Here is an 18852-nt window from a genome sequence, read left to right as displayed (position 1 = left end):
CGCCACGTGGTGGCCTTTTTCATCCTGTATAGCTGAGCGCCTAGGCGTTGTGAGCGCTTACTAGCACACGCGCTTTGGCATACCCGTGGCTTGATTGAATTCGAACGCATTTCCTAGGCGGAGCATTCCCTCAGGTATTTGGGTTGTTGTCTTGCTGCAAGGCGTTCATGAACCACTTTGGCGGGCTAAGATCATCCCCATTGAGGATGTTCGCGGGAACGTCTTTCCAGAACGCTACGATGGCGTCAGATATGCTTTGTATCTGATCGTCGGTCACGCTCAAATGCGTGTGATCCAGCCACTCTAGATCGGTAGCGGGTAAGCCGTGTACTGACTGTATCGGATCAGCTAAATATTCAGGGAATCGCTGCTTCAGGTCCGCGAGCGATTTTCCGTCACCGTGCTTGTAGACGTTCACGAGACACCGACAGCCGTCCAAGGTCTGCAAATATGTGTGGCTGTTCAGCGGCCATCCTAAGCCCTCCAGGAGAGACATAATCGACGGGAAGTCAGCAGACCATACCTTGGCTGCTGCGCTGGGGCCGCGATGCCAGTGCCGCATTTCGTCCGTGATCCACCCTCTAAGCTTCTTGTCCCAGGCGTGGAACATTCCGGCGACGACGCTCAGTCGCGTTTGCATCCGCATCTTGTCCAGAAGAAGATAAAACTCGATACCTTCGTCCCCGGACGCTTCGTAAATGGAGCCAACATCATCTCTATCAGGGTCGAAATGCTTTGAGCGCTCATTCAGCCACTCGTCCGCAGCGGTGTCGGCATCTTGCTCCATATTTGCAAATTGGCTTAGGAGTCGGTTACGTGCCTGCTCTACGTAGAAGTTGTGCTGGCCTATCAGCGACTGCCTATACGGTTCCCACATTTGAAACAAAACTTGAGCGCTAGGCATGATGCGATACTCATCCAGATGGCAGATCCATGATTTAGAATTACCTCTGGTGAGGCCTCGCGCAACATGTTTTCTAAGCGCTGCTGTACGTTCCGTCTAACCTTTGTAAGGGGCGAGGCTCGACCAATGTGGTGCGGCGTCGCGCGCTGACACGCTTATGATTGTTGGATTCTTGAGCTATGCGTTTTTCCGCTATCAGCCCAAGGTGCCGGAAAGACCTGTGCCTTCAGTCGAGGAATGTAAAATGGGATGGGATGCACTTCTGGGAATCATCACCACGATGATCCCGATCCTTGATGCCAAGCGGGCACGAGAGCAAGAGCACGTTGAACGGGTTTTGAATGCGTTAGGGACTGCATACTTCGCGACCGAAACCTATTTCGCGAACCTCGAATCTGGGAGTCCCTCCTCACGCGCCGATCAATTAGCGCTTGCGGAAAAGTGGGATCATGTCGCAAACGTGATTCGTCGCTACGATCAAAATTTGGCCAGTCGCTTTAGTATCAAAAGCAGATTTTGGAGTGAAGGTGGCACTTGGGACAGGCGTCAGATCCAGCAGGCCAATATTGGTCTGGAGAAAATCCGCATGGATGCTAGAAGCATGCTTTTGCTGAAGCAGTATGCCAAGCCCGCTCGGCCCTGATTGCCCCTATCCACACCCCACGGCGCTGGGGCAATTCACCAGCGCCCGCGCTGGCGGTTGATAGCTGATCTCTATATTGGAAATTTGGCTTTCATAGAAGCACCCAAAACGGCGAGCTCAGTAGAACTCGGTGGAGTTTTTGTATTCGGAATGAAAGACTGTTTCCCGTCTCGTATAAAGCTGTATCCACCGATAGAACTAAAGTAGTGCAAAGAGTGCACAGATGCCTCGCAGCCCTCGCCATATTGTGTTTTCAGTATCTCAAGCACCGCTGAGGGGCCTTGCTTGAACGCCCCTGAAAGGCCTGTGTCACATGCGAAAAGCACGTCGATTCAAGTTCAGACACGTACCATGAGGCTAGGGGTTGAGGCCGGGCTTTCATTGCCGCCGTCTTCATTATCGCGATGGCGGATACCCGTCATAGATTTTCTGCTCTTCTTCTAGAGCGCAAACGATGCAGACCCAGATCGCGCGCGGGTTCATATCGCCGCCCACGTCGTGAGAATGGTGCCAAGTATGCTGCCCTAGACGGCGGCATCGAAAACGCTGCCACATGGTTGGTGTTGCTGAGAATGCTGACATCGGTAAGGTAGCTCCTTTAGGTGGTGACTTCACTAGCATGTGTCGGGAGCTTGAGCTGGCACAAGGCTATTCCTTCTGAGAGAACAGTGCATCTAGGCCAACTCTTTTCAGCAAGCAAAATCCGTGACCAGCATTAATCAGTGGCTCCTGGCCGTTTCGACCAGAAGCCATTGTTCCAAACCTAGCTGGGATTTCAGGAAAACATTTCGCACAACAGGTCTTCGCGCATCCTCGCCCAGACCGGCTCAAGCATCTGTTTAGTCCACTTCAAGTCATTGTCGATCCCGTTTATGGTTTCACAGCAGCAGATCAACGACCGAAGCGCCATTTCCAACATTGTGCAATTGGTCGAACGTGTATTGCTGGCCGCTATCAGCTCGACGAGACTGTTTACCAGTGGCCCTTGATCCAGTTGAAGGTTGCCTCGGATGTAGTTGTGGTGCTGCTCAGGGAGGCGGTAAGCCAAATGTTGAACGCAGCGCAACACACTCTTCAGCAGGTCCTGCTCAAGATCAGCCGCAGTACTAAGGCAGCTGAAATGCAACTGCATTGCATGTAGGCAGCTGTTTAACTCTTCGACAGTCATTGCTTCAGCGATCTGCCGCACGCTGAGCCGAGCTAGCGAAAAGACATGATCTTCAGTGACTAAACCAGGGACGTTGCCCGTTAGCTTCTCAACCGGGTTGCTCAACCAGGATAGATTCTGCTGGGTTTTGCGTCGATACCAGTCCCTAACGTTAGGTAGGAGTGTCGATCTCAGCCAATCATGGGTAAATTCAGCATCCCATTGCCCTCTTGGACCCCAGTGGCTGGAAAGCTCGCGCAGATTATTGGGGTTCCAACAGATACTAATGTTGGGCTCATAACGGCCGGTTGGGCCACCGTCATCATATGCATATGAAATCAGATGATATCCAGCATCCAGCGCAGTGGTGGTATTCGGTGAAAATACCTTCAGGACGCTATTGGATGCATCGAAAATGTGCTCACCAGACTCACCTTTGGCGTAATCGTGCTCGCTGACATAATCCATCATCACGCGCCAAAGAGTCCGTGGCAGGCTGACAAGCGCATGCACTGGTTGGGATGATTCACTTAGCCTCTTGAACCGAAGACATCTCCAATCGTTTTCCAGTGCCTGGATTGCGGAAAGGTAATGAGTCCATGCATGTCGCAGACACCAGTCCAGATGTTCGAACTCAGAGCTATCCAAGCTCAGCTGAAATTTTGGCGTTGTCAGAAGAAACCGATCTGGGTCGCTCAACGGGAGCGTGAAGGGGCCACTCAGGGGGTCGTGAGGATGTCCCGCCCATTGCAGCCACCGCACAAGGTCCTTTCCGTCGATAGCAAGTGACACGCCTTCTAAATTGGACCGAGCAAACGACAGAATGGCAGACGCGCGGGGAGAACTACGATTGGGCAGAATAACTTCCATTCTGACGCTTTCGTTTTCTGCAGTGAAACGCGAATCATATTGGCCTATGTAGGTACGACGAAAGAGCCGTGGCTCTTCGGTCGGCATACTGAGGGTGTGGCAAAAGCGGTCGCGAATTTCTTTAGAAAAAAACCGCTCCACAAGCTCAGGGCTGCCCCGCAAAAGCTCTTCAATAACTCCTCGGTCCCAAACCAGTGCTTGAATGTCATGTGACTCAAGCTCAGTTTTCGCGGCGTCCCAAGCCATCAGTAGCTTATTGTTATGTTCAACATCAACTGATAGGCAGAGGATCCAAATGCGAGAGTCAGTTGCCCGCTCGCCCTTCAGAAATGCTTTTAGCCATTTTTGAATGTTTGATGGCTTAACGGTTTCCCAATGCTTTACTTCCGCGACGCTGTATTTACTCTCTCCTGTCGTTTTCCAAATGATGTCGATTCCGTCTTGCTCCTGGCCAGTTTTTCCATACTGGAACACCTGAGTGCCGCTTCCGAGATGCTGACGCTGGATCAATCGAGCGCACAGCTTTTGAAAGTCTTCCCAGTGCATCTGCCTCCAAGGCAATTCGCCGAGCTTGGGCTCGAAGTTGTCTGTGGTTACCAGTCTTGGATCAGCTAGCAAATTTCCGAGATCAATGTCTGTGTACTTCATCCATTCCCCTGATTTTTTCAGAATGTAGCTGATGGGATTATCGAACCACCTTCGCTTCAGTGGATGATCCGAGCTACCCGGTATCAACCCTTTGGACCACCTCTTGTCTTCCTGCCGTCGGCGTTTTGAGTCGGGATCTTTGTGATTTATGACGGGCAGTCGCTCGGTTGGAGTGCAAACGCTCTCTTTCAAAGGTATCTATAAATACTGGATGAATCAACAGTGATTTTGTGGTGTTCGGGTTCCGACGCCGAGAGGAGATTGAGCAACTAACAGCGGGCGGCAACCGCAAGGTGGCTTCGGCATAGTCGTTAATTTCACGCGGTAAATTCTTATGCACATCGCCCTATGGCAGACTCAATAGCTCAAGCATTTAATTGTTAGGAGATGAGGGATGCCGACGGTAAGCAAGGAAAGCGCTGAGGCTCTTAATGAAGAGGCTCCAATGGCGTTTGGTACCCCCACCAAATATCAGCCTATATCGAAGGATATTCTTGCCAAGCTGTTGACCCCTTTCCTGTACGCGTCAATTGGACAGCTTTACTTTGGGCCTGCCGGGCTGTCCGAGGATGGAGTGCCATGGGTTGTGCTGATAACGCGAGACATCAAACGTCCAGCAATTTATCGTGAATCTGGCAGGTTTGGCCTTCTTGGGTGGCGATGGAATACTTCGCCATCTTGCTTCTTCAGCCTGACAGCGATGGGGCTCAGGGAATCGAGACCCCATGTGCGATGGATGGGATCGTCAGAGGATCCGGTGGTGCAGGCAATTCGCGACGTCGGTCGAGTTCGAGTTTGCATGGCGCACCCGACAGGCAGCCACAGCGGCTGGTTCGAAGCCGTGTTTAGCATGCGTGGTCCGTCAGGCCATCAGGTTCCGTCCAACGCCCCGTTATTGAGGCAGTGGACATTTCCGCCGTCAGGCATCCCACACTCTGCTGTCGGTCAACGTTTTGATCCCGGTGAGCGGGGCGACAGGGATATGGATAACGAAATCCCACTTTGGCCGCATTCTTTATCTGATGGTTGGTTGACGCTGCAAGGAACAGGAGGGCCGTGGCGGGGTGATCTGGAGGAGGCTGATGAGAAAATCGCTGACTGGGCGAGTTACTTCCATCATAAACGAGCACGCGCAGCGGGTCTGCTGCTTGCAATCAAAGAGCGGAGTCTTTATGGGGAATCCCCTTGGTTGATGAATGCCGAGGGCCGATGGGTATTGCCCGGCTCTGAGGAGGAAAATGTCGAAGCATTCCTGCAACAACACCAATCCATTAGGAAATGGTTGTTGGCAGTTGTTGGCCCTACACCGGACGCATCTCTAGCCCATGAGGCCGCATTTCAGCTGCTAAATGATCCGAAAGGTATATTTGCGTTCGTTGCTAATTTCATGGGGCTAATGCGTACCCTCAACGATTTTTTGTTGGCAGAAGCTTTGCAGCAAAGCCTGGAAGCTGCACTTATCGATTCTCGTATTACTGATTTAGGTCGCAAGAGGCCTTGGTTAAAAAATATAGGGAATTCTGAACTTGAGCTCTGCACGATCAACTTGGATTCAGGTTGCCCACGGGATGATTTGGATACTCTCTGGCGTAGTGGCTTACAGTTCGGAGATCTGCTCGATGCGGGTGAATGGTTCGGGCCGACAGATTTGCCCGCGGCACCAAGCGTTGTGAATGAGGCGCTAGAGTCGGTCCGCATCGAAGGTTCGATTGAGGACGCATTCTGTCGCGCTCAGCAGTTGCTGTACGAAGCTCAGGAGTCACGGCAGTGGTCAGTTCCGTGGGGGGCAAGGGTACAAATCCAATTTGGTTCATTTGTCGCAATGAGGATCTTTGAAAAAGACGGAGAGTTTTCCTGCCACTTTCTTGATGAGCAGGAAAGGTATTTTCACGTCGCCATCGGTTTGGGCCAGGGCAACCCGACGATCAGCAATGTCGATCTTGTCCGAAAGTCGGCAAACGATGAGGTCGAGTGGAATGAAGATGCCGAGGTAAGCTTGCAGCTAATTGCTTCAGCAATTGTTCGAGATTTTCTTGTGGTAGAGCAGCGCGAAAAGGTCTTCAACACCAAACCTTATCGTGCTCGAGTGGGAAAGCGAAAGATCCAGACCATCATCTACTTACCTAGAGTGCGCTATAGCCAAATGCGGCATGATCAGCCTCCGGTCAGTGATGCTGCCAAACAGCACAGGGCAAAACATAAAGTGGCGTTCCACGTGCGTCGCTCGGCAAGCGCATCAGCAACACAGCATTTTTTGGCTCAGCGGTACGGGCTATCTATCCCTCAAGGATTCACGTTCGTCCGCCCGCATGAAAGGGGGGCGAGTGGTCTTTCTGAGCGTGTGAATATCTATAGAAGCAGGTCAGCTTCTCGCATGATTTATGAGGCAATTAGCAGTGCTCCAGAGGGTTCTAGGCCCGCATGGTTTGATTTTGAGAAAGCTTGTGCTCGACTTCTTGAGCGTGAAGGGAAGTCAGTTATTCACCAATCTGCCAATCGCGACGGCGATGGAGGTGTCGACCTTTTTGCAGTCGACCAAGACGGTGCATCCTGGGTTGTGCAGTGCAAATGCTGGGCGCCCAATCGTCCTGTAGGACCTGATGTGGTGAGGGAGCTTATAGGTTCAATTATCCAGGCGGACCGCAACTCGGATCAAAATAGCCGTGGGATGATAATCACGACAAGTCGGTTGACCTCTGGCGCGGCTTTGGAGGCTGAGGCTGCTGGATTTCGTGTCATCGATGGTAGTGAGCTATCCACCTATTCGCTTGAGTAATTAGTGATACGGCTCGTGTCACCCAATGCGCGTCGTCAACATCGCGTCTTGCGGGCTTGCGGGCTTGCGGGTGAGCGGGAAGGGCAGTGAGCCATTTGGCGAGCGTCGATTACATTGAAATGGCCGACGCCCGATGCTGAAGGCTGCGTCCACTTGGCATCGTAGGCTTTAACGTACTGGCTGCATTTTTGTTGAACGGGTAGATTATTGTTTAGAAGGTACTTCAGATGTCATACAGGAGTTAGCTAATGTCGTTCCCCAAGCGTCTTGAGCAGATGCTGCCGCCTTTTGTAGATCCATTTGTCAGCGCTATTTCACTAATCAAGCCTGGTGATTATCGAGATCCACCCGGAGATCATCATGGGACCGGGTCTTTTCTTTACTTGGATGAAACTAGGCTGATTCTCACATGTGAGCATGTAGCTAGCGTTCAACAAGACGCAATGCTTGGCATGACACAATTTGGAGCTAACCACGCAATTTCTATTCCTGGCGCTTTTAGTTCAGATAAATATCCGATTGACGTCGCAGTGAACCACATTCCAGATAGAAACTGGAACCGTGTGCCGCATATGGCCAAGTGTGTTGATATAGGGGTGATCGCAAGAAGACATGAGCCGGTTGATGGTGAGTACCTTTATGTTTATGGCTTTCCTGGGGACGACGCGGCAGTCGGGTTTGGCCAGCATCACCACCGCGGCTTAGCAGTATTTTCTCATGAGCGAGATTTTTCTACCGTCTTGATTGATGAGGATCCTAAACCGATAGACAAGTATCATTTTCTCATACCATATAATCCAGAACATGCAGTTCTACTTGATGGTAAAAATCCATTGCTTCCTAAGCCGCCAGGAATGAGCGGTTCGTTGGTTTGGAATACTCGATATGTCGAAGTGACAAACCAAGGCAAAGAATGGAGCCCCGAAGACTCTCGCGTAACTGGGGTTGTTTGGGGGCACTCCTCAAAGGCTAGCGTGCTGGTGGCGACCAAAATTGAATTTCTTCGTTATTTTCTAAGTATTGATAATGACTTAGATGGGTAAGCGTTGGTGAGGCGACCTTGTTTTTCATCGTCGTGAGTTCGCAGCTTCGCAAGTGTATGGCCAATTCACCTTACGTAAGTCAGGCCGGCATTCACAGGTAGTTCTGGAGTACATGATCTCACTTGCTATTTGTGTCGGCATATCATTGGGATAGGCATGCGAATCGTGCCTGCTCATGCGTGCCGACCGGATCAAGCCCATTACCACCGACGCCCCTTTTCCGCCGGGTAGCGATCCGAGCAGCGATCCCTGTCGCTCATGTATCTTGCTAGGTGTTCAACTTTGCACAAGCCGCCAATCGAATGCAGTGCCTTTTCGGCTATCCCCCATAACGAGTACGTGAGTACCCTCGGCGAAAATCGCTAGGGGCCTGCTGCTATTGCTTGAAGCGTTCCAACCTACAGAAGCAGGATATCGATGGCCGTTGAGCCCGCTAGCTATTAGGTCCAATGCTGCAGCATAGATCCCCATCGGATGATGCTATTCTTGAAGCAATAGGTGGTGCAGTGTGCGGTCAAGAGATTTGAACCTGCAATAATATGTGCTTTGTGGGGGATGTATGAGGAATATCATAGTTCTAAGTCTTACTCAGCTTTCCGAATTATCCCCGGATTCCGGAATAAATGATTATTCAATACGTGGATTATGTAATGCATATATTGTTCTGCTTGCTACGCGAAAGTTATCTCAGGCTCAGATAGTCGGCCGAACGGGCTTCTCTTTGTCTATGGTTTCAAGTTGTTTTAATTCTGTTGATGTAACTACGATAGCTCGGGTTAACTATGCGATCTACGGTCAATTTTCGAGTCTCACGTCTGAAGAGCTAGTCTCCTTAAGGTCGGAGATGCAAAATGACGGAAAGTGGATGCGGGCACGACTTCGAGAACTCCGAGTCAGCCCGTCGAAAAAATGCTGATGCGTTCGGTGGCTGAAATTTGTATTGTTGGTTTTGGCTGCTGGTGTTTTTTGCGGAGGTATCCTGTAGTAGGCCACTCAAGGTGTTGGTGCTAGATGTTGCAGCATAGATCTTCGGTATATTATAGTTTTCTCTAAAACGACCGCGTCGCGGAGTTGGTCTCGCTCCAGAGTTGTATAAAAGTAACCGCCTTCGACTTCGTAAAACTCAAAGCTGCCTAGTTTTAAATCATGGCCATAAGAGAACTCTAAGAGCTTTTCCATTTGCCAGAGTGACCCGCCATTTATGTGCGGTGGAGTGACAAGTTGCACTTCTTTTATCTGTAGTGATTTTTGGTGTTGCTCCAATAATTCAATGAAAGTCTTAGGGTCCATCACCTGAAGCATTGTTGTTGTCTGGGTTTCATCGCCTATAAGAGTGACATAGAACCATGGCAAGGCGAGACTGTGCTCAATGCACCCCCAATGAAAACAGTCGCTCTCGACGGCGGGCGATCCCAGCAAGGTGGAGGTATGCGTACGAAACATGCTTAAGCTCCATGAATGAGTCCTATAGATTGTAGCTCTATAGGGCTCGATAGCGCTTTATCTTCTGTTTTGTGGGACGAAACCATGGAATTGAAGCGAGCCTTCGGTCTCACCTTGAAGCGCATGCGAATTGAGAAGGGGCTCACCCAGGAAGATTTTTCCTTGGTTAGCAGTCGGACGTATCTCAGTACGTTGGAGCGTGGCCTTAAGTGCCCTACCTTGGAAAAGCTAGAGGATCTTGCCGCCGTGATTGGCGTGCATCCTGTGACGTTGCTGGTTGCTGTATATACTCGGGAGGGCGGTGTAGAGGCGCAGGACGCTCTGCTACAAGAGGTCAAGACGCAGCTTAAGTGAGTTTTGGGGGTTTCGGCATACGCGCTTCTGCAGAAAGCGTTCTGCTCGCGCTATCGCTCATCCGTGAACGGTAGCGTTCACGGATGAGCTACCCCTAGCTCACTAGATGAGCTACCTCAGCTTCAGAGTTGTATCAATGCGGGGTGACTCCGGGATTCTTAAATTGCTAGCCTCAGAGCTGATAGAAAGAAAAGTAAGTAAATTTTTGTGGGCTAAGTGGTCATTTCTTTACATTTTTCACGCTAATATGATAATTATTAGCTCATAAATGCCCAGGGTGATGGGGGAAAATTTTACATTGATGGTCTCAGCTGTCCTTTCCCGTTCTAGGCCAAATTTGAAACGAACAGAACCCCCGCAGGCTCAGGCCTCGGGGGTTTTTTATTGCTGGTGATCAAACCAGTCGCTGCTGCGAGTGCTCCAACCGGGGCAATTGTTCTCACGGTCCACACGTTTTAGGCTGTACCCAATCCTCAATAAATAGGAAAGCGCGATGACCTGGTCAGCCAAGCAATACACCCTGTTCGAACAGCAGCGCACCCGTCCTGTCCGTGACTTGGTCGCGGCCATTCCAAACACCCAAGTGCGTAATGCGGTTGACCTCGGTTGCGGCCCCGGCAATTCCACTGAGGTATTGGCCGAACGCTTCCCGCACGCGCTCATCACCGGCCTGGACAGCTCCGACGACATGCTGGCCGACGCGCGCAAACGCCTGCCGGCGCTCAGCTTCGAGCTGGCGGATATTGGGGCGTGGAACCCTACGCAGACCTTCGATGTGATCCTGGCCAATGCGTCCCTGCAATGGCTGCCGGATCACGCCACGCTTTATCCGCATCTGATCAGTCAACTGAGCCCCGGCGGCACGCTGGCGGTGCAGACGCCCGACAACCTCGATGAGCCCGCCCACCGGCTTGCCCGAGAAGTCGCGGCTGATGGGCCGTGGTCTTCCAAGATCGGCGCGGTCAAACACAATGAGCGCCACACGGCGAGCTACTACTACGCGTTGCTGGCTAAACACTGCAGCACCGTCGACGTGTGGCGCACCACTTATCTGCACCCGCTGGCGGATCACGCCTCGGTGGTGGAATGGTTCAAGGCTTCAGCATTGCGGCCCTTTCTGGCGCCGTTGAACGGCGCTGAAAAAACCGCTTTCCTGGGTGAATATCAAGCGCGGATTACCCAGGCTTACCCCGCGCTGGAGGATGGCACCGTGTTGCTGCCTTTTCCGCGCTTGTTCATCATTGCCACACGCTGATACCTGAGCGGCGGTCACGCGGCCGCCGCTTGCGCCTTCAGGTACTCATCCGTCGACACCACGCTTGCGTAACCAAACGCCAGCGACGCCATATAGGCCCCGTGCACCTGGGCCGCTGGAATCACCTGCCCATTAAATTCCTGATCCCGCGTCGCGCACGCGTCATGAATCACTGTGACCCTGTAGCCCAGGTCCGCCGCCGCTCGCACCACGGCATCAATGCACATATGGCTCATGCTGCCGACCACGACCAATTCCGTGATGCTGCGTTGTTCCAGCGCCGCACGCAGGTTGGTCTCGCGAAACGCATTCACGAAATGTTTGAGCACCACCGGTTCATTGGCTTCGTTCAGCACTTTGGTGTGCAGATGCGCACCCTCGGAGCCCGGCGTGAAGAACGGCGCGTCGTCAGAAGTGAATTCGTGACGCACGTGAATCACCGCATCGCCCGCCTGGCGAAATGCTTGCAACACCTGCGCGGCTTTGTCGGCCGCGGCCTCCACGCCGTCGAGTGGCCACTTGCCCTTGGGAAAGTAGTCGTTCTGGATATCGATTAGGATGAGCGCTTGCTTGGCCATGTGTGTCGCCTCGTGATGGGTTGATGGGCCCAGTATGTTAGCTGGCGCCTGCACCGGGGATTGGCTGCACCGACAATAACAGAGGGAAAACTGACAATGGTCGTTGTTGAGCTGGGCGTATTGATCTATCAAGGTGCGCAGTTGGCGGCCGTGCATGGCTTGACCGATCTGTTCGGCGTGGCCAACCGCATTGCCGCCGAGCACCAGTCGGCGCAGTTGCCGTTGCTGCGGGTCAGCCATTGGCAAGTGGATGCGACCGGCCAACCGGTGCGCGTGTTCAGCAGCCATCCCGGTCCGGCTCAACCGATGATGGCGGTGCTGGTACCACCGTCGGTGGGTGAGTTCACCGAAGAACAATCACCCCCCGCACTGCTGGAATGGATCCGCCAGCAACACGCGGCAGGCACTGTGCTCGGCGGCGTATGCATCGGTTCGATCATGCTGGCGCGCAGTGGCCTGCTGGACGGGCGCAGCGCCACCACGCACTGGTCTTCCGCCGAATCCTTCGCCGCCCGTTACCCGGCCGTACGCCTGGAGGCGGACAAGCCCATCGTCGATGACGGCGACCTCATCACCACCGCCGGCTTGATGGCCTGGTCCGAACTCGGCCTGCGCCTGGTCGATCGCCTGATGGGCCCGAGCCTCGCGGCCGATACCGCACGTTTCCTGGTGATTGAGCACAGTGACAGCGCCAGCCAATGCGGTAGCAATTTTGCACCGATTCTCGGCCACGGTGACGCTGCCATCCTCAAGGTCCAGCACTGGCTGCAGGCGAGCGGCGCGGTGGATGTTTCCCTGGCGGCGATGGCGCAGGAAGCGGGCCTGGAAGAGCGCACCTTCCTGCGGCGGTTTCGCAATGCCACGGGCTTGAAACCCACTGAATATTGCCAACACCTGCGGGTGGGCAAAGCGCGGCAGATGCTGGAGTTCACCACTGGCACCATCGACCATATTGCCTGGACCGTGGGTTATCAGGACCCCAGCGCGTTTCGCGTCCTCTTCAAGAAAATTACCGGTTTGGCGCCGAGTGACTATCGCCGCCGCTTTGGGGTGTGAATCGTGCAGAACGCCGCAACGTCAACGCAGGGTCGTGCAGAATAAAACAGGCCAACTGCCATCGATTGCCGTCAACCGGTTGATAGGTAAACCCTCTCTGTTAAAGAGGCTTTGGCCTGATCCCTGCAACCTTCTTGCCTCACCCACAGCGGGATAGCCAAGGAGGATGCATGACCCCGACTCAGCGCAAAAAGCTGGTAGTCGCTCACTCCACACGGGCGGGCGCGCCAACGCATGAGATCGAAACCAACCGAGCCTTGGCGCGCTGGCTGGCGCAGATTCTGGGGCTCCCATTCGGCGGCAACTACGACCCCGACCTGCATGCGGGGCGAGCGCTGTACCTGTTGCCCACGCAAACCCTGGTCGGCCCGGCCCAGGCGCATGCGCTTAATGTCCGAGGGCCGCAGGATCTGTGGGGCGGCTACGTCGATTACGACTTCATCTGCACCAAAGCCATCAGCCATGGCTTGATCGGCCCGGAAGCCAAAGCGCCCCGCGGTTGGTCGGCATTGTTCTGCGAGCGTGTGCGAAACGTCGTACTGGATGGCTTGAGCGTTTTCGCGCTGGAGGACGCACGACCCGCCGCCACACGCTTGCTCTACAGCGGGCCTATCCGCTTGAAACCGGTGCATGCCTGCGCGGGCCGGGGCCAGGAGGTTATCCACAGCCTCGACGACCTCGATGCCGTGCTGGCTCGGCCGGATGCCGCCACACTCTTCAACCAAGGCGTGGTGCTGGAACAAGACCTGAAGGATGTAGTCACTCACAGTGTCGGCCAGAGCTTTATCGGCGCTCATGTGTTCAGCTACTGCGGCGAGCAGTACCTGACTACAGACGGGCAGGGCGCTGAGGTCTACGGCGGTTCCAGCCTGTTGGTCGTGCCTGGCGGCTACGCTGATCTGTTGAAGCTCGAACTGCCCGACGATGTGCGCGAAGCCATCGGACAAGCCCAGGTCTTCGACAGCGCCGCTGATGAAGCCTACCCCGGTTTCTATGCGTCGCGGCGCAACTACGACATCGCCCAGGGCCTGGACAGCGACGGTCAACCTCGCAGCGGCGTGCTCGAGCAGTCCTGGCGCATGGGCGGGGCCAGCAGCGCGGAGGTTGCGGCGCTGCGCAGCTTTGTCAACGACCCTGGTCTCAAAGCCATTCGGGTGTCTTCGGTGGAAACCTACCAGGACCAAGCGCTGCCGGCCGATGCCATCGAGGTGTACCGCGGCCCGGCGGAAAACAGCGACTTTCTTCTCAAGTACGTGACGGTTGAATCTTATGACGGCTAGAAGCGAAAGCATTGCGATCGACATCGACGACGAACAGATGAGCGGCACGTTCCTGAGCCCCAAATCCAAAGTGCCGGGCGTGTTGTTCGTGCACGGCTGGGGCGGCAGCCAGGAGCGCGACCTCGAGCGAGCCAAAGGCATCGCGGGGTTGGGGTGCGTGTGCCTGACCTTTGACCTGCGCGGCCACGCGGGCGCCGGTATCCCGTTATCGCGCGTTACCCGCGAAGACAATCTGCGCGATCTGCTGGCGGCCTACGACCGCTTGCTGGCGCACCCGGCCATCGACACCTCGGCGGTGGCGGTGGTGGGCACCAGTTACGGGGGTTACCTGGCGGCGATCCTCACCTCATTGCGCCCGGTGCGCTGGCTGGCGCTGCGCGTGCCTGCGTTGTACCGCGATGAAGAATGGCTCAAGCCCAAGCGTGACTTGGACAAAATGGACCTGATGGATTACCGCAGCACCCTGGTCCATGCCGAAACCAATCGCGCCTTGCACGCGTGTTCGGCGTTTACCGGTGATGTGTTGATCGTGGAGTCGGAAACCGACGATCACGTACCTCATGCCACCATCATGAGTTACCGCGCGGCGTGCCAGCAGACGCATTCGCTGACCCATCGCATCATTGACGGCGCCGACCATTCCCTCAGCGATCCGGTGTCCCAGCAGGCCTACACTTCGATCCTGGTGGACTGGATTACCGAGATGGTGGTGGGGGAGCGGTTGAGCATTATCCAGTCCAGATGATGGGTTTCCATAAAGCCGTCATCGCGGGCAAGCCCGCTCCCACATTGGAACGCATACGCCTGTGGGAGCTGGCTCGCCTGCGATAGCGATTAACCAGTCAACACCTTTCAGCAGGTGTCTTCTTCACCCGCAACGCCTTGGCCTTCGCCTCCACCCCGAGGTACATCACCAGTGCAATGAGCAGCGGCACAATAAAGTAGATCGCCCGGTACGCAATCAACCCCGCCAACAAACTGCCCCGCGACGCCTCATGCTGCAACAACGCAATAAACACCGCCTCCAGCACGCCGAGTCCGGCCGGGATATGCGTGAGCACCCCGGCAATCGCGCTGATCAGCAGCACACCCAACACCAGCGGGTAGTCCAGTTTGGACGGCAGCAGCGTGAAGATCACCGCCGCCATCAGCGACCAGTTCAACGCGCCCAGCATCAACTGCAGGCACGCCATGCGCAGCGACGGCAGGTTGATTTCCATGCCACGAATCGTCCATGCGCGCTTTTTCGAAAACTGGCAGGCGGCCAGGTATCCCAGGCTGGCCAGCACCAGCAGCGCGCCGATGCCTTGCAAGGCCGTGGTGCTGACCTTCCAGCCCGGCGGCATGGTGACCAGGCCGCTGCTGAAAATCACTCCCGAGATGGCCATGTAGCCGAACCAGTTGGTGGCCAGGCTCAGGCCGAGGATCTTGGCGATATTGCTGGTGCTCACCCCCAGCCGTGAATACAAGCGATAGCGCATGGCGATACCGCCGACCCACGCGCTCAGGTTGAGATTGAAGGCATAGCTGATGATCCCCACCGGCAGGATCTGCTTCCACCCCAGGTTCTGGCGAATGTAGGTGCGCCCGATCAAGTCGAAGCTGGCATAGACCAGAAAGCTGCACAACGTCAGGGCGCCCGCGATCAGCAAGGTGCGCACCTTGAATTCGCCGAGGGTCTGCAGCACTTCGCTCCAATCGATGCGCCGCGCGAGCATCGTGAACAGCACGATCAGCAGCAGGAAAAAGGCGATAGTCAGCGGTTTTTTCCAGCGTTGGAACCGCGAGCCTTTGGTTTCAGACGTCATGGGGCTGGGCCTCGAAGGGTTTCAATCGTGGCTTGTGGGCAGGCAGCCAGCCGGTCAGTGCGGGAAAGTGGCGCATCACATGGAACACCAGGAAGCCCACGGTCAGACGCCACAGCCACAGGCGTGGCTTGCGCTTTTCCGGCATGGTCTGGCAATGATCCCTGGCCAGGGCTTCCAGGCTGTCATAAAGCTGTTGATTGAAGCCACGGTCACGAATCAACACGTTGGCTTCCAGGTTCAGCGCCAGGCTCAGTGGGTCCAGGTTGCTCGAACCCACGGTGCTCCAATCGTCATCCACCAGCGCCACTTTGCCGTGCAGCGGGCGCTGGCAATACTCATGAATCACCACGCCATCCTTGAGCAAATAGTCGTAGAGCATGCGTGCCGCCAGCTTGGCCAGCAGCACGTCGGGCTGGCCCTGCATGATCAGTTGCACGTGCACGCCACGGCGCGCGGCGTTACGGATTTCACGCAGCAGGCGGTAGCCGGGGAAGAAGTAGGCATTGGCGATCACCGCGCGTTTTTTCGCCTTGCTCAATGCGTGGATGTACGCCTCTTCGATGTCGTCGCGATGCTGCAGGTTGTCACGGTAGATCAAGCGCACCAGGCCATCGCCTTGCTCGCTCGACCATGCCGACGGCCGTTGCTGGCGCCGCCGCCAGCCGCGTCGGGTGCGCACCTGGCGCCCGCTTTGGGCCAAGGCGAAATGATGCAGGTCGGCGACCACCGGCCCCGTCACTTGCACGGCGTAATCCTGCTTGGCTTCGGGACCGAAGTCCCCCAGGTGGTCGGCGGAAAAATTGATCCCGCCGATAAACCCCACGCTGGCGTCCACCACCACGATTTTTCGGTGCAGGCGGCGAAACCAGTTGGTGCGAATGCCCAGGGTCTTGGACGCGGGATCAAACATCTGCACCATGACGCCGGCCTCGGCCAACTCACGCAGGAACGACGGGCTCAGCTCGCCGCAGCCAAAACCGTCGAGGCTCGCCACTACCTTTACGCCCCGCTGCGCCGCCTCGATCAGGATGTCTTTGAGCTCGTAGCCAACCTTGTCTTCGAAAAGGATGAAGGTCTCCAGCAGGATCTCGCGCCGGGCCTGGCGCATGGCCTCGAACACTTTGGGAAAGTACGCCTCGCCGTTCTCCAGCAACTCAATCTGGTTGCCGCTTTGCCAGCCGTAGTCCAGGTCACGGGCCTTGGTTTCATCCGGCGGCTGGTCTGTGGAAATGTGTTCTACCGCGACGTTCATAACTCAACCTCCACCGACAGCGGCACATGATCAGACAAATGGGACCAGGGCCGGGTGTTCAATACCCTGGGGTTATGCGCGGTCAGATTGCGTACGTAAATGCGATCCAACGCCAGCAATGGCAAGCGCGCCGGAAAGGTGCGCGCCAGTTTGCCGTCGGCTTCGAAAAACACTTCCTTCAGGCCGCTCCGGCTCAGGTCGGCGCGCTGGCGCCAGTCGTTGAAATCGCCGGCCACCACCAGTGGCGCGTCGGCCGGGATCTCGCTGATACGCTGCTCCAGCAAGCGCAATTGCTGTTGGCGATGCACCTCGCGCAAGCCCAGGTGCATGCAGATCGCGTGCACTTCCTGGCCGGTGCCCGGCAGGCGCAGCACGCAATGCAGCAGGCCACGGTTTTCGTGGCCGCTTTGGGAAATGTCGAGGTTGTCGTAGCTCACGATCTGGAATTTCGACATCAGCGCATTGCCGTGGTCGCCGTGGGGGTAGACGGCATTGCGCCCGTAGGCGAATTGCGGCCAGATGCTGTCAGCGAGGAACTCGTACTGCGGCATTTTCGGCCAATCGCTATAGCGCTGCGGATGGCGCTCGTGGGTGCCATGGATTTCCTGCAGGAATACGATATCGGCGCCCACGCTGCGCACGGCTTCACGTAATTCGGGCAGGATGAAACGTCGGTTCAGCGCGGTGAAGCCTTTGTGGATATTCACTGTCAGCACCGTGAAGCGCTTGATGGCGGTGGTGGGCGGGGTGGGGATCAGTTCCGGATGGGTCATGGCAGTACCCCCGGCGCTGGCAGTTTTCCGGGCTCGGTGGCGAGGTGTTTATCCAGCTCGAAACGCTGCAGCAGTTGGCGTGCATCAAAGGGCGCACGCACCTTGATGTCATTGTCGAAAAAACAGAACACATCACGCTGTTTGCGGGCGCGGGGTTTGTGCTGCGGGTCGGCCAGCTGGGCGTCCGCAGGCTGTTTGCCCTCGGACCAACGCTCGATGCGATCCCCCCAGCGCTTGAGGGCTTCGTCACTGTAGCCACTGGCGTACAGCTCCTTGTCGCCATGCAGGCGCAAGTACATGAAGTTGGCGGTGACGTCTTCCAGGTACGGCCACTTGCTGGCGGTATCCGCCACCACGAGTGCCACCCCGTATTTGTCCAGCATCTGCACAAACTCCGGCACGGCGAAACTCTTATGACGGATCTCCACCGCATGGCGCAGCGCGCGCTTGCCATGGGCTTGCATGCTCGCCTTGCCATTCAGGCGCGGTTCATGCTGGCGGGCGAGGGCGGCGGCCTGTTGGGTGTCGGTGGGCAGTTCCCGTAGAAAGGCTTCGAACAGCGGCGGGTCGAACTTGAAGCTGGGCGGAAACTGCCAAAGGATCGGGCCGAGCTTTTCCTTGAGCTCCAGTACCCCGGAGGCGAAAAAGTTGGCCATCGGCGCATGCACGTCCCTTAACCGCAGGATATGGGTAATGAAGCGCGGCGCCTTGACGCTGAACATGAAGCCTTCAGGCGTATCGGCGTACCACTCGGCGTAACGCTTGGGGGTTTGCAGCGCATAGAACGAGCCATTGATTTCGATGCTGTTGACGGCGCGTGACGCAAACTGCAGCTCGCGTTTCTGGGTCAGCCCTTCGGGGTAGAAATCCCCGCGCCAGGGCGTGTAGCGCCAGCCGGAAATACCGATGTGAATCGCCGCCATGAATGCTCCCGTCAAAATTGGGTCGGTTGACCGCCGTTTTTGGATGACTGCGGTAGGCGTCTGAAAGTTTCGCGCTTCCTACAGACGGCACTTTCTCGG

The 18852-nt window shown here is 55.7% G+C and carries 16 protein-coding genes; 8 read left to right on the top strand and 8 right to left on the bottom strand.

The annotated features are described in order from the left end of the window. Positions 1-130 precede the first annotated feature (130 nt). Entirely contained in the window at positions 131-904 is a 774-nt protein-coding gene (locus KVG91_RS09980; RefSeq protein ID WP_122310398.1) for a hypothetical protein, read from the bottom strand. Positions 905-1061: 157 nt separating this feature from the next. Between KVG91_RS09980 and KVG91_RS09975 the strand changes: the two genes are divergently transcribed. Next, positions 1062-1547, top strand: coding sequence for a hypothetical protein (locus KVG91_RS09975; RefSeq protein WP_169377995.1), 486 nt, complete (start codon positions 1062-1064; stop codon positions 1545-1547). A gap of 775 nt (positions 1548-2322) precedes the next feature. Here the strand turns inward: KVG91_RS09975 and KVG91_RS09970 are convergent. Continuing rightward, positions 2323-4212, bottom strand: a complete 1890-nt coding sequence (locus KVG91_RS09970) for a restriction endonuclease (protein WP_225926962.1) — start codon at positions 4210-4212, stop codon at positions 2323-2325. 982 nt (positions 4213-5194) lie between these two features. Between KVG91_RS09970 and KVG91_RS09965 the strand changes: the two genes are divergently transcribed. Continuing rightward, a complete protein-coding gene (locus KVG91_RS09965; protein ID WP_169377996.1) occupies positions 5195-6988 on the top strand; it encodes a restriction endonuclease in 1794 nt (597 codons plus the stop codon). Between the two features lie 248 nt (positions 6989-7236). Beyond that, complete coding sequence (locus KVG91_RS09960) at positions 7237-8031, top strand: hypothetical protein (protein WP_169377997.1); 795 nt, start codon at positions 7237-7239, stop codon at positions 8029-8031. A gap of 993 nt (positions 8032-9024) precedes the next feature. Here the strand turns inward: KVG91_RS09960 and KVG91_RS09955 are convergent. After that, a complete protein-coding gene (locus KVG91_RS09955) occupies positions 9025-9474 on the bottom strand; it encodes a hypothetical protein (RefSeq protein ID WP_169377998.1) in 450 nt (149 codons plus the stop codon). Between the two features lie 84 nt (positions 9475-9558). On the opposite strand from KVG91_RS09955, the gene KVG91_RS09950 reads away from it, so the two are divergent. After that, positions 9559-9828, top strand: a complete 270-nt coding sequence (locus KVG91_RS09950; protein WP_169377999.1) for a helix-turn-helix domain-containing protein — start codon at positions 9559-9561, stop codon at positions 9826-9828. A 493-nt stretch (positions 9829-10321) separates the two neighbouring features. Beyond that, complete coding sequence (tam, locus tag KVG91_RS09945; RefSeq protein ID WP_169378000.1) at positions 10322-11083, top strand: trans-aconitate 2-methyltransferase; 762 nt, start codon at positions 10322-10324, stop codon at positions 11081-11083. Between the two features lie 14 nt (positions 11084-11097). Here tam and KVG91_RS09940 read toward each other — a convergent pair whose 3' ends face one another. After that, positions 11098-11661 (bottom strand): cysteine hydrolase family protein, encoded by a 564-nt coding sequence (locus KVG91_RS09940; RefSeq protein ID WP_169378001.1) that lies wholly within the window; start codon positions 11659-11661, stop codon positions 11098-11100. A gap of 96 nt (positions 11662-11757) precedes the next feature. On the opposite strand from KVG91_RS09940, the gene KVG91_RS09935 reads away from it, so the two are divergent. From KVG91_RS09935 to KVG91_RS09925, 3 genes are all read left to right on the top strand, one after another. Next, the gene (locus KVG91_RS09935; RefSeq protein ID WP_169378002.1) at positions 11758-12717 is read left to right on the top strand and encodes a GlxA family transcriptional regulator; all 960 of its coding nucleotides are present in this window, start codon (positions 11758-11760) and stop codon (positions 12715-12717) included. Between the two features lie 170 nt (positions 12718-12887). Further along, positions 12888-13997 carry a DUF3182 family protein gene (locus tag KVG91_RS09930; protein WP_169378003.1) on the top strand — a complete coding sequence of 370 codons (1110 nt, stop codon included), beginning with the start codon at positions 12888-12890 and terminating at the stop codon, positions 13995-13997. After that, positions 13987-14742, top strand: a complete 756-nt coding sequence (locus KVG91_RS09925; RefSeq protein ID WP_076952611.1) for an alpha/beta hydrolase family protein — start codon at positions 13987-13989, stop codon at positions 14740-14742. The genes KVG91_RS09930 and KVG91_RS09925 overlap by 11 nt, the downstream gene beginning before the upstream one ends. A gap of 97 nt (positions 14743-14839) precedes the next feature. On the opposite strand, the gene KVG91_RS09920 is transcribed toward KVG91_RS09925, so the two are convergent. Genes KVG91_RS09920 through KVG91_RS09905 form a run of 4 tightly spaced genes read right to left on the bottom strand, consistent with a single transcriptional unit; the run spans position 14840 to position 18753 of the window. Further along, positions 14840-15805 carry a lysylphosphatidylglycerol synthase domain-containing protein gene (locus KVG91_RS09920; RefSeq protein WP_169378004.1) on the bottom strand — a complete coding sequence of 322 codons (966 nt, stop codon included), beginning with the start codon at positions 15803-15805 and terminating at the stop codon, positions 14840-14842. Next, entirely contained in the window at positions 15795-17057 is a 1263-nt protein-coding gene (gene clsB, locus KVG91_RS09915) for a cardiolipin synthase ClsB (protein WP_169378005.1), read from the bottom strand. Before clsB ends, KVG91_RS09920 begins: the two co-directional genes overlap by 11 nt. Continuing rightward, positions 17054-17830: an endonuclease/exonuclease/phosphatase family protein gene (locus KVG91_RS09910; protein WP_169378006.1), complete on the bottom strand. Its 777-nt coding sequence runs from the start codon at positions 17828-17830 to the stop codon at positions 17054-17056. Before KVG91_RS09910 ends, clsB begins: the two co-directional genes overlap by 4 nt. Then, positions 17827-18753: a DUF72 domain-containing protein gene (locus tag KVG91_RS09905; RefSeq protein WP_169378007.1), complete on the bottom strand. Its 927-nt coding sequence runs from the start codon at positions 18751-18753 to the stop codon at positions 17827-17829. Before KVG91_RS09905 ends, KVG91_RS09910 begins: the two co-directional genes overlap by 4 nt. Between the last annotated feature and the right edge of the window lie 99 nt (positions 18754-18852).

The organism is Pseudomonas azadiae, assembly GCF_019145355.1.
Classification (GTDB): Bacteria; Pseudomonadota; Gammaproteobacteria; order Pseudomonadales; family Pseudomonadaceae; genus Aquipseudomonas; species Aquipseudomonas azadiae.
This window is presented reverse-complemented; position numbering and strand designations above follow the sequence as displayed.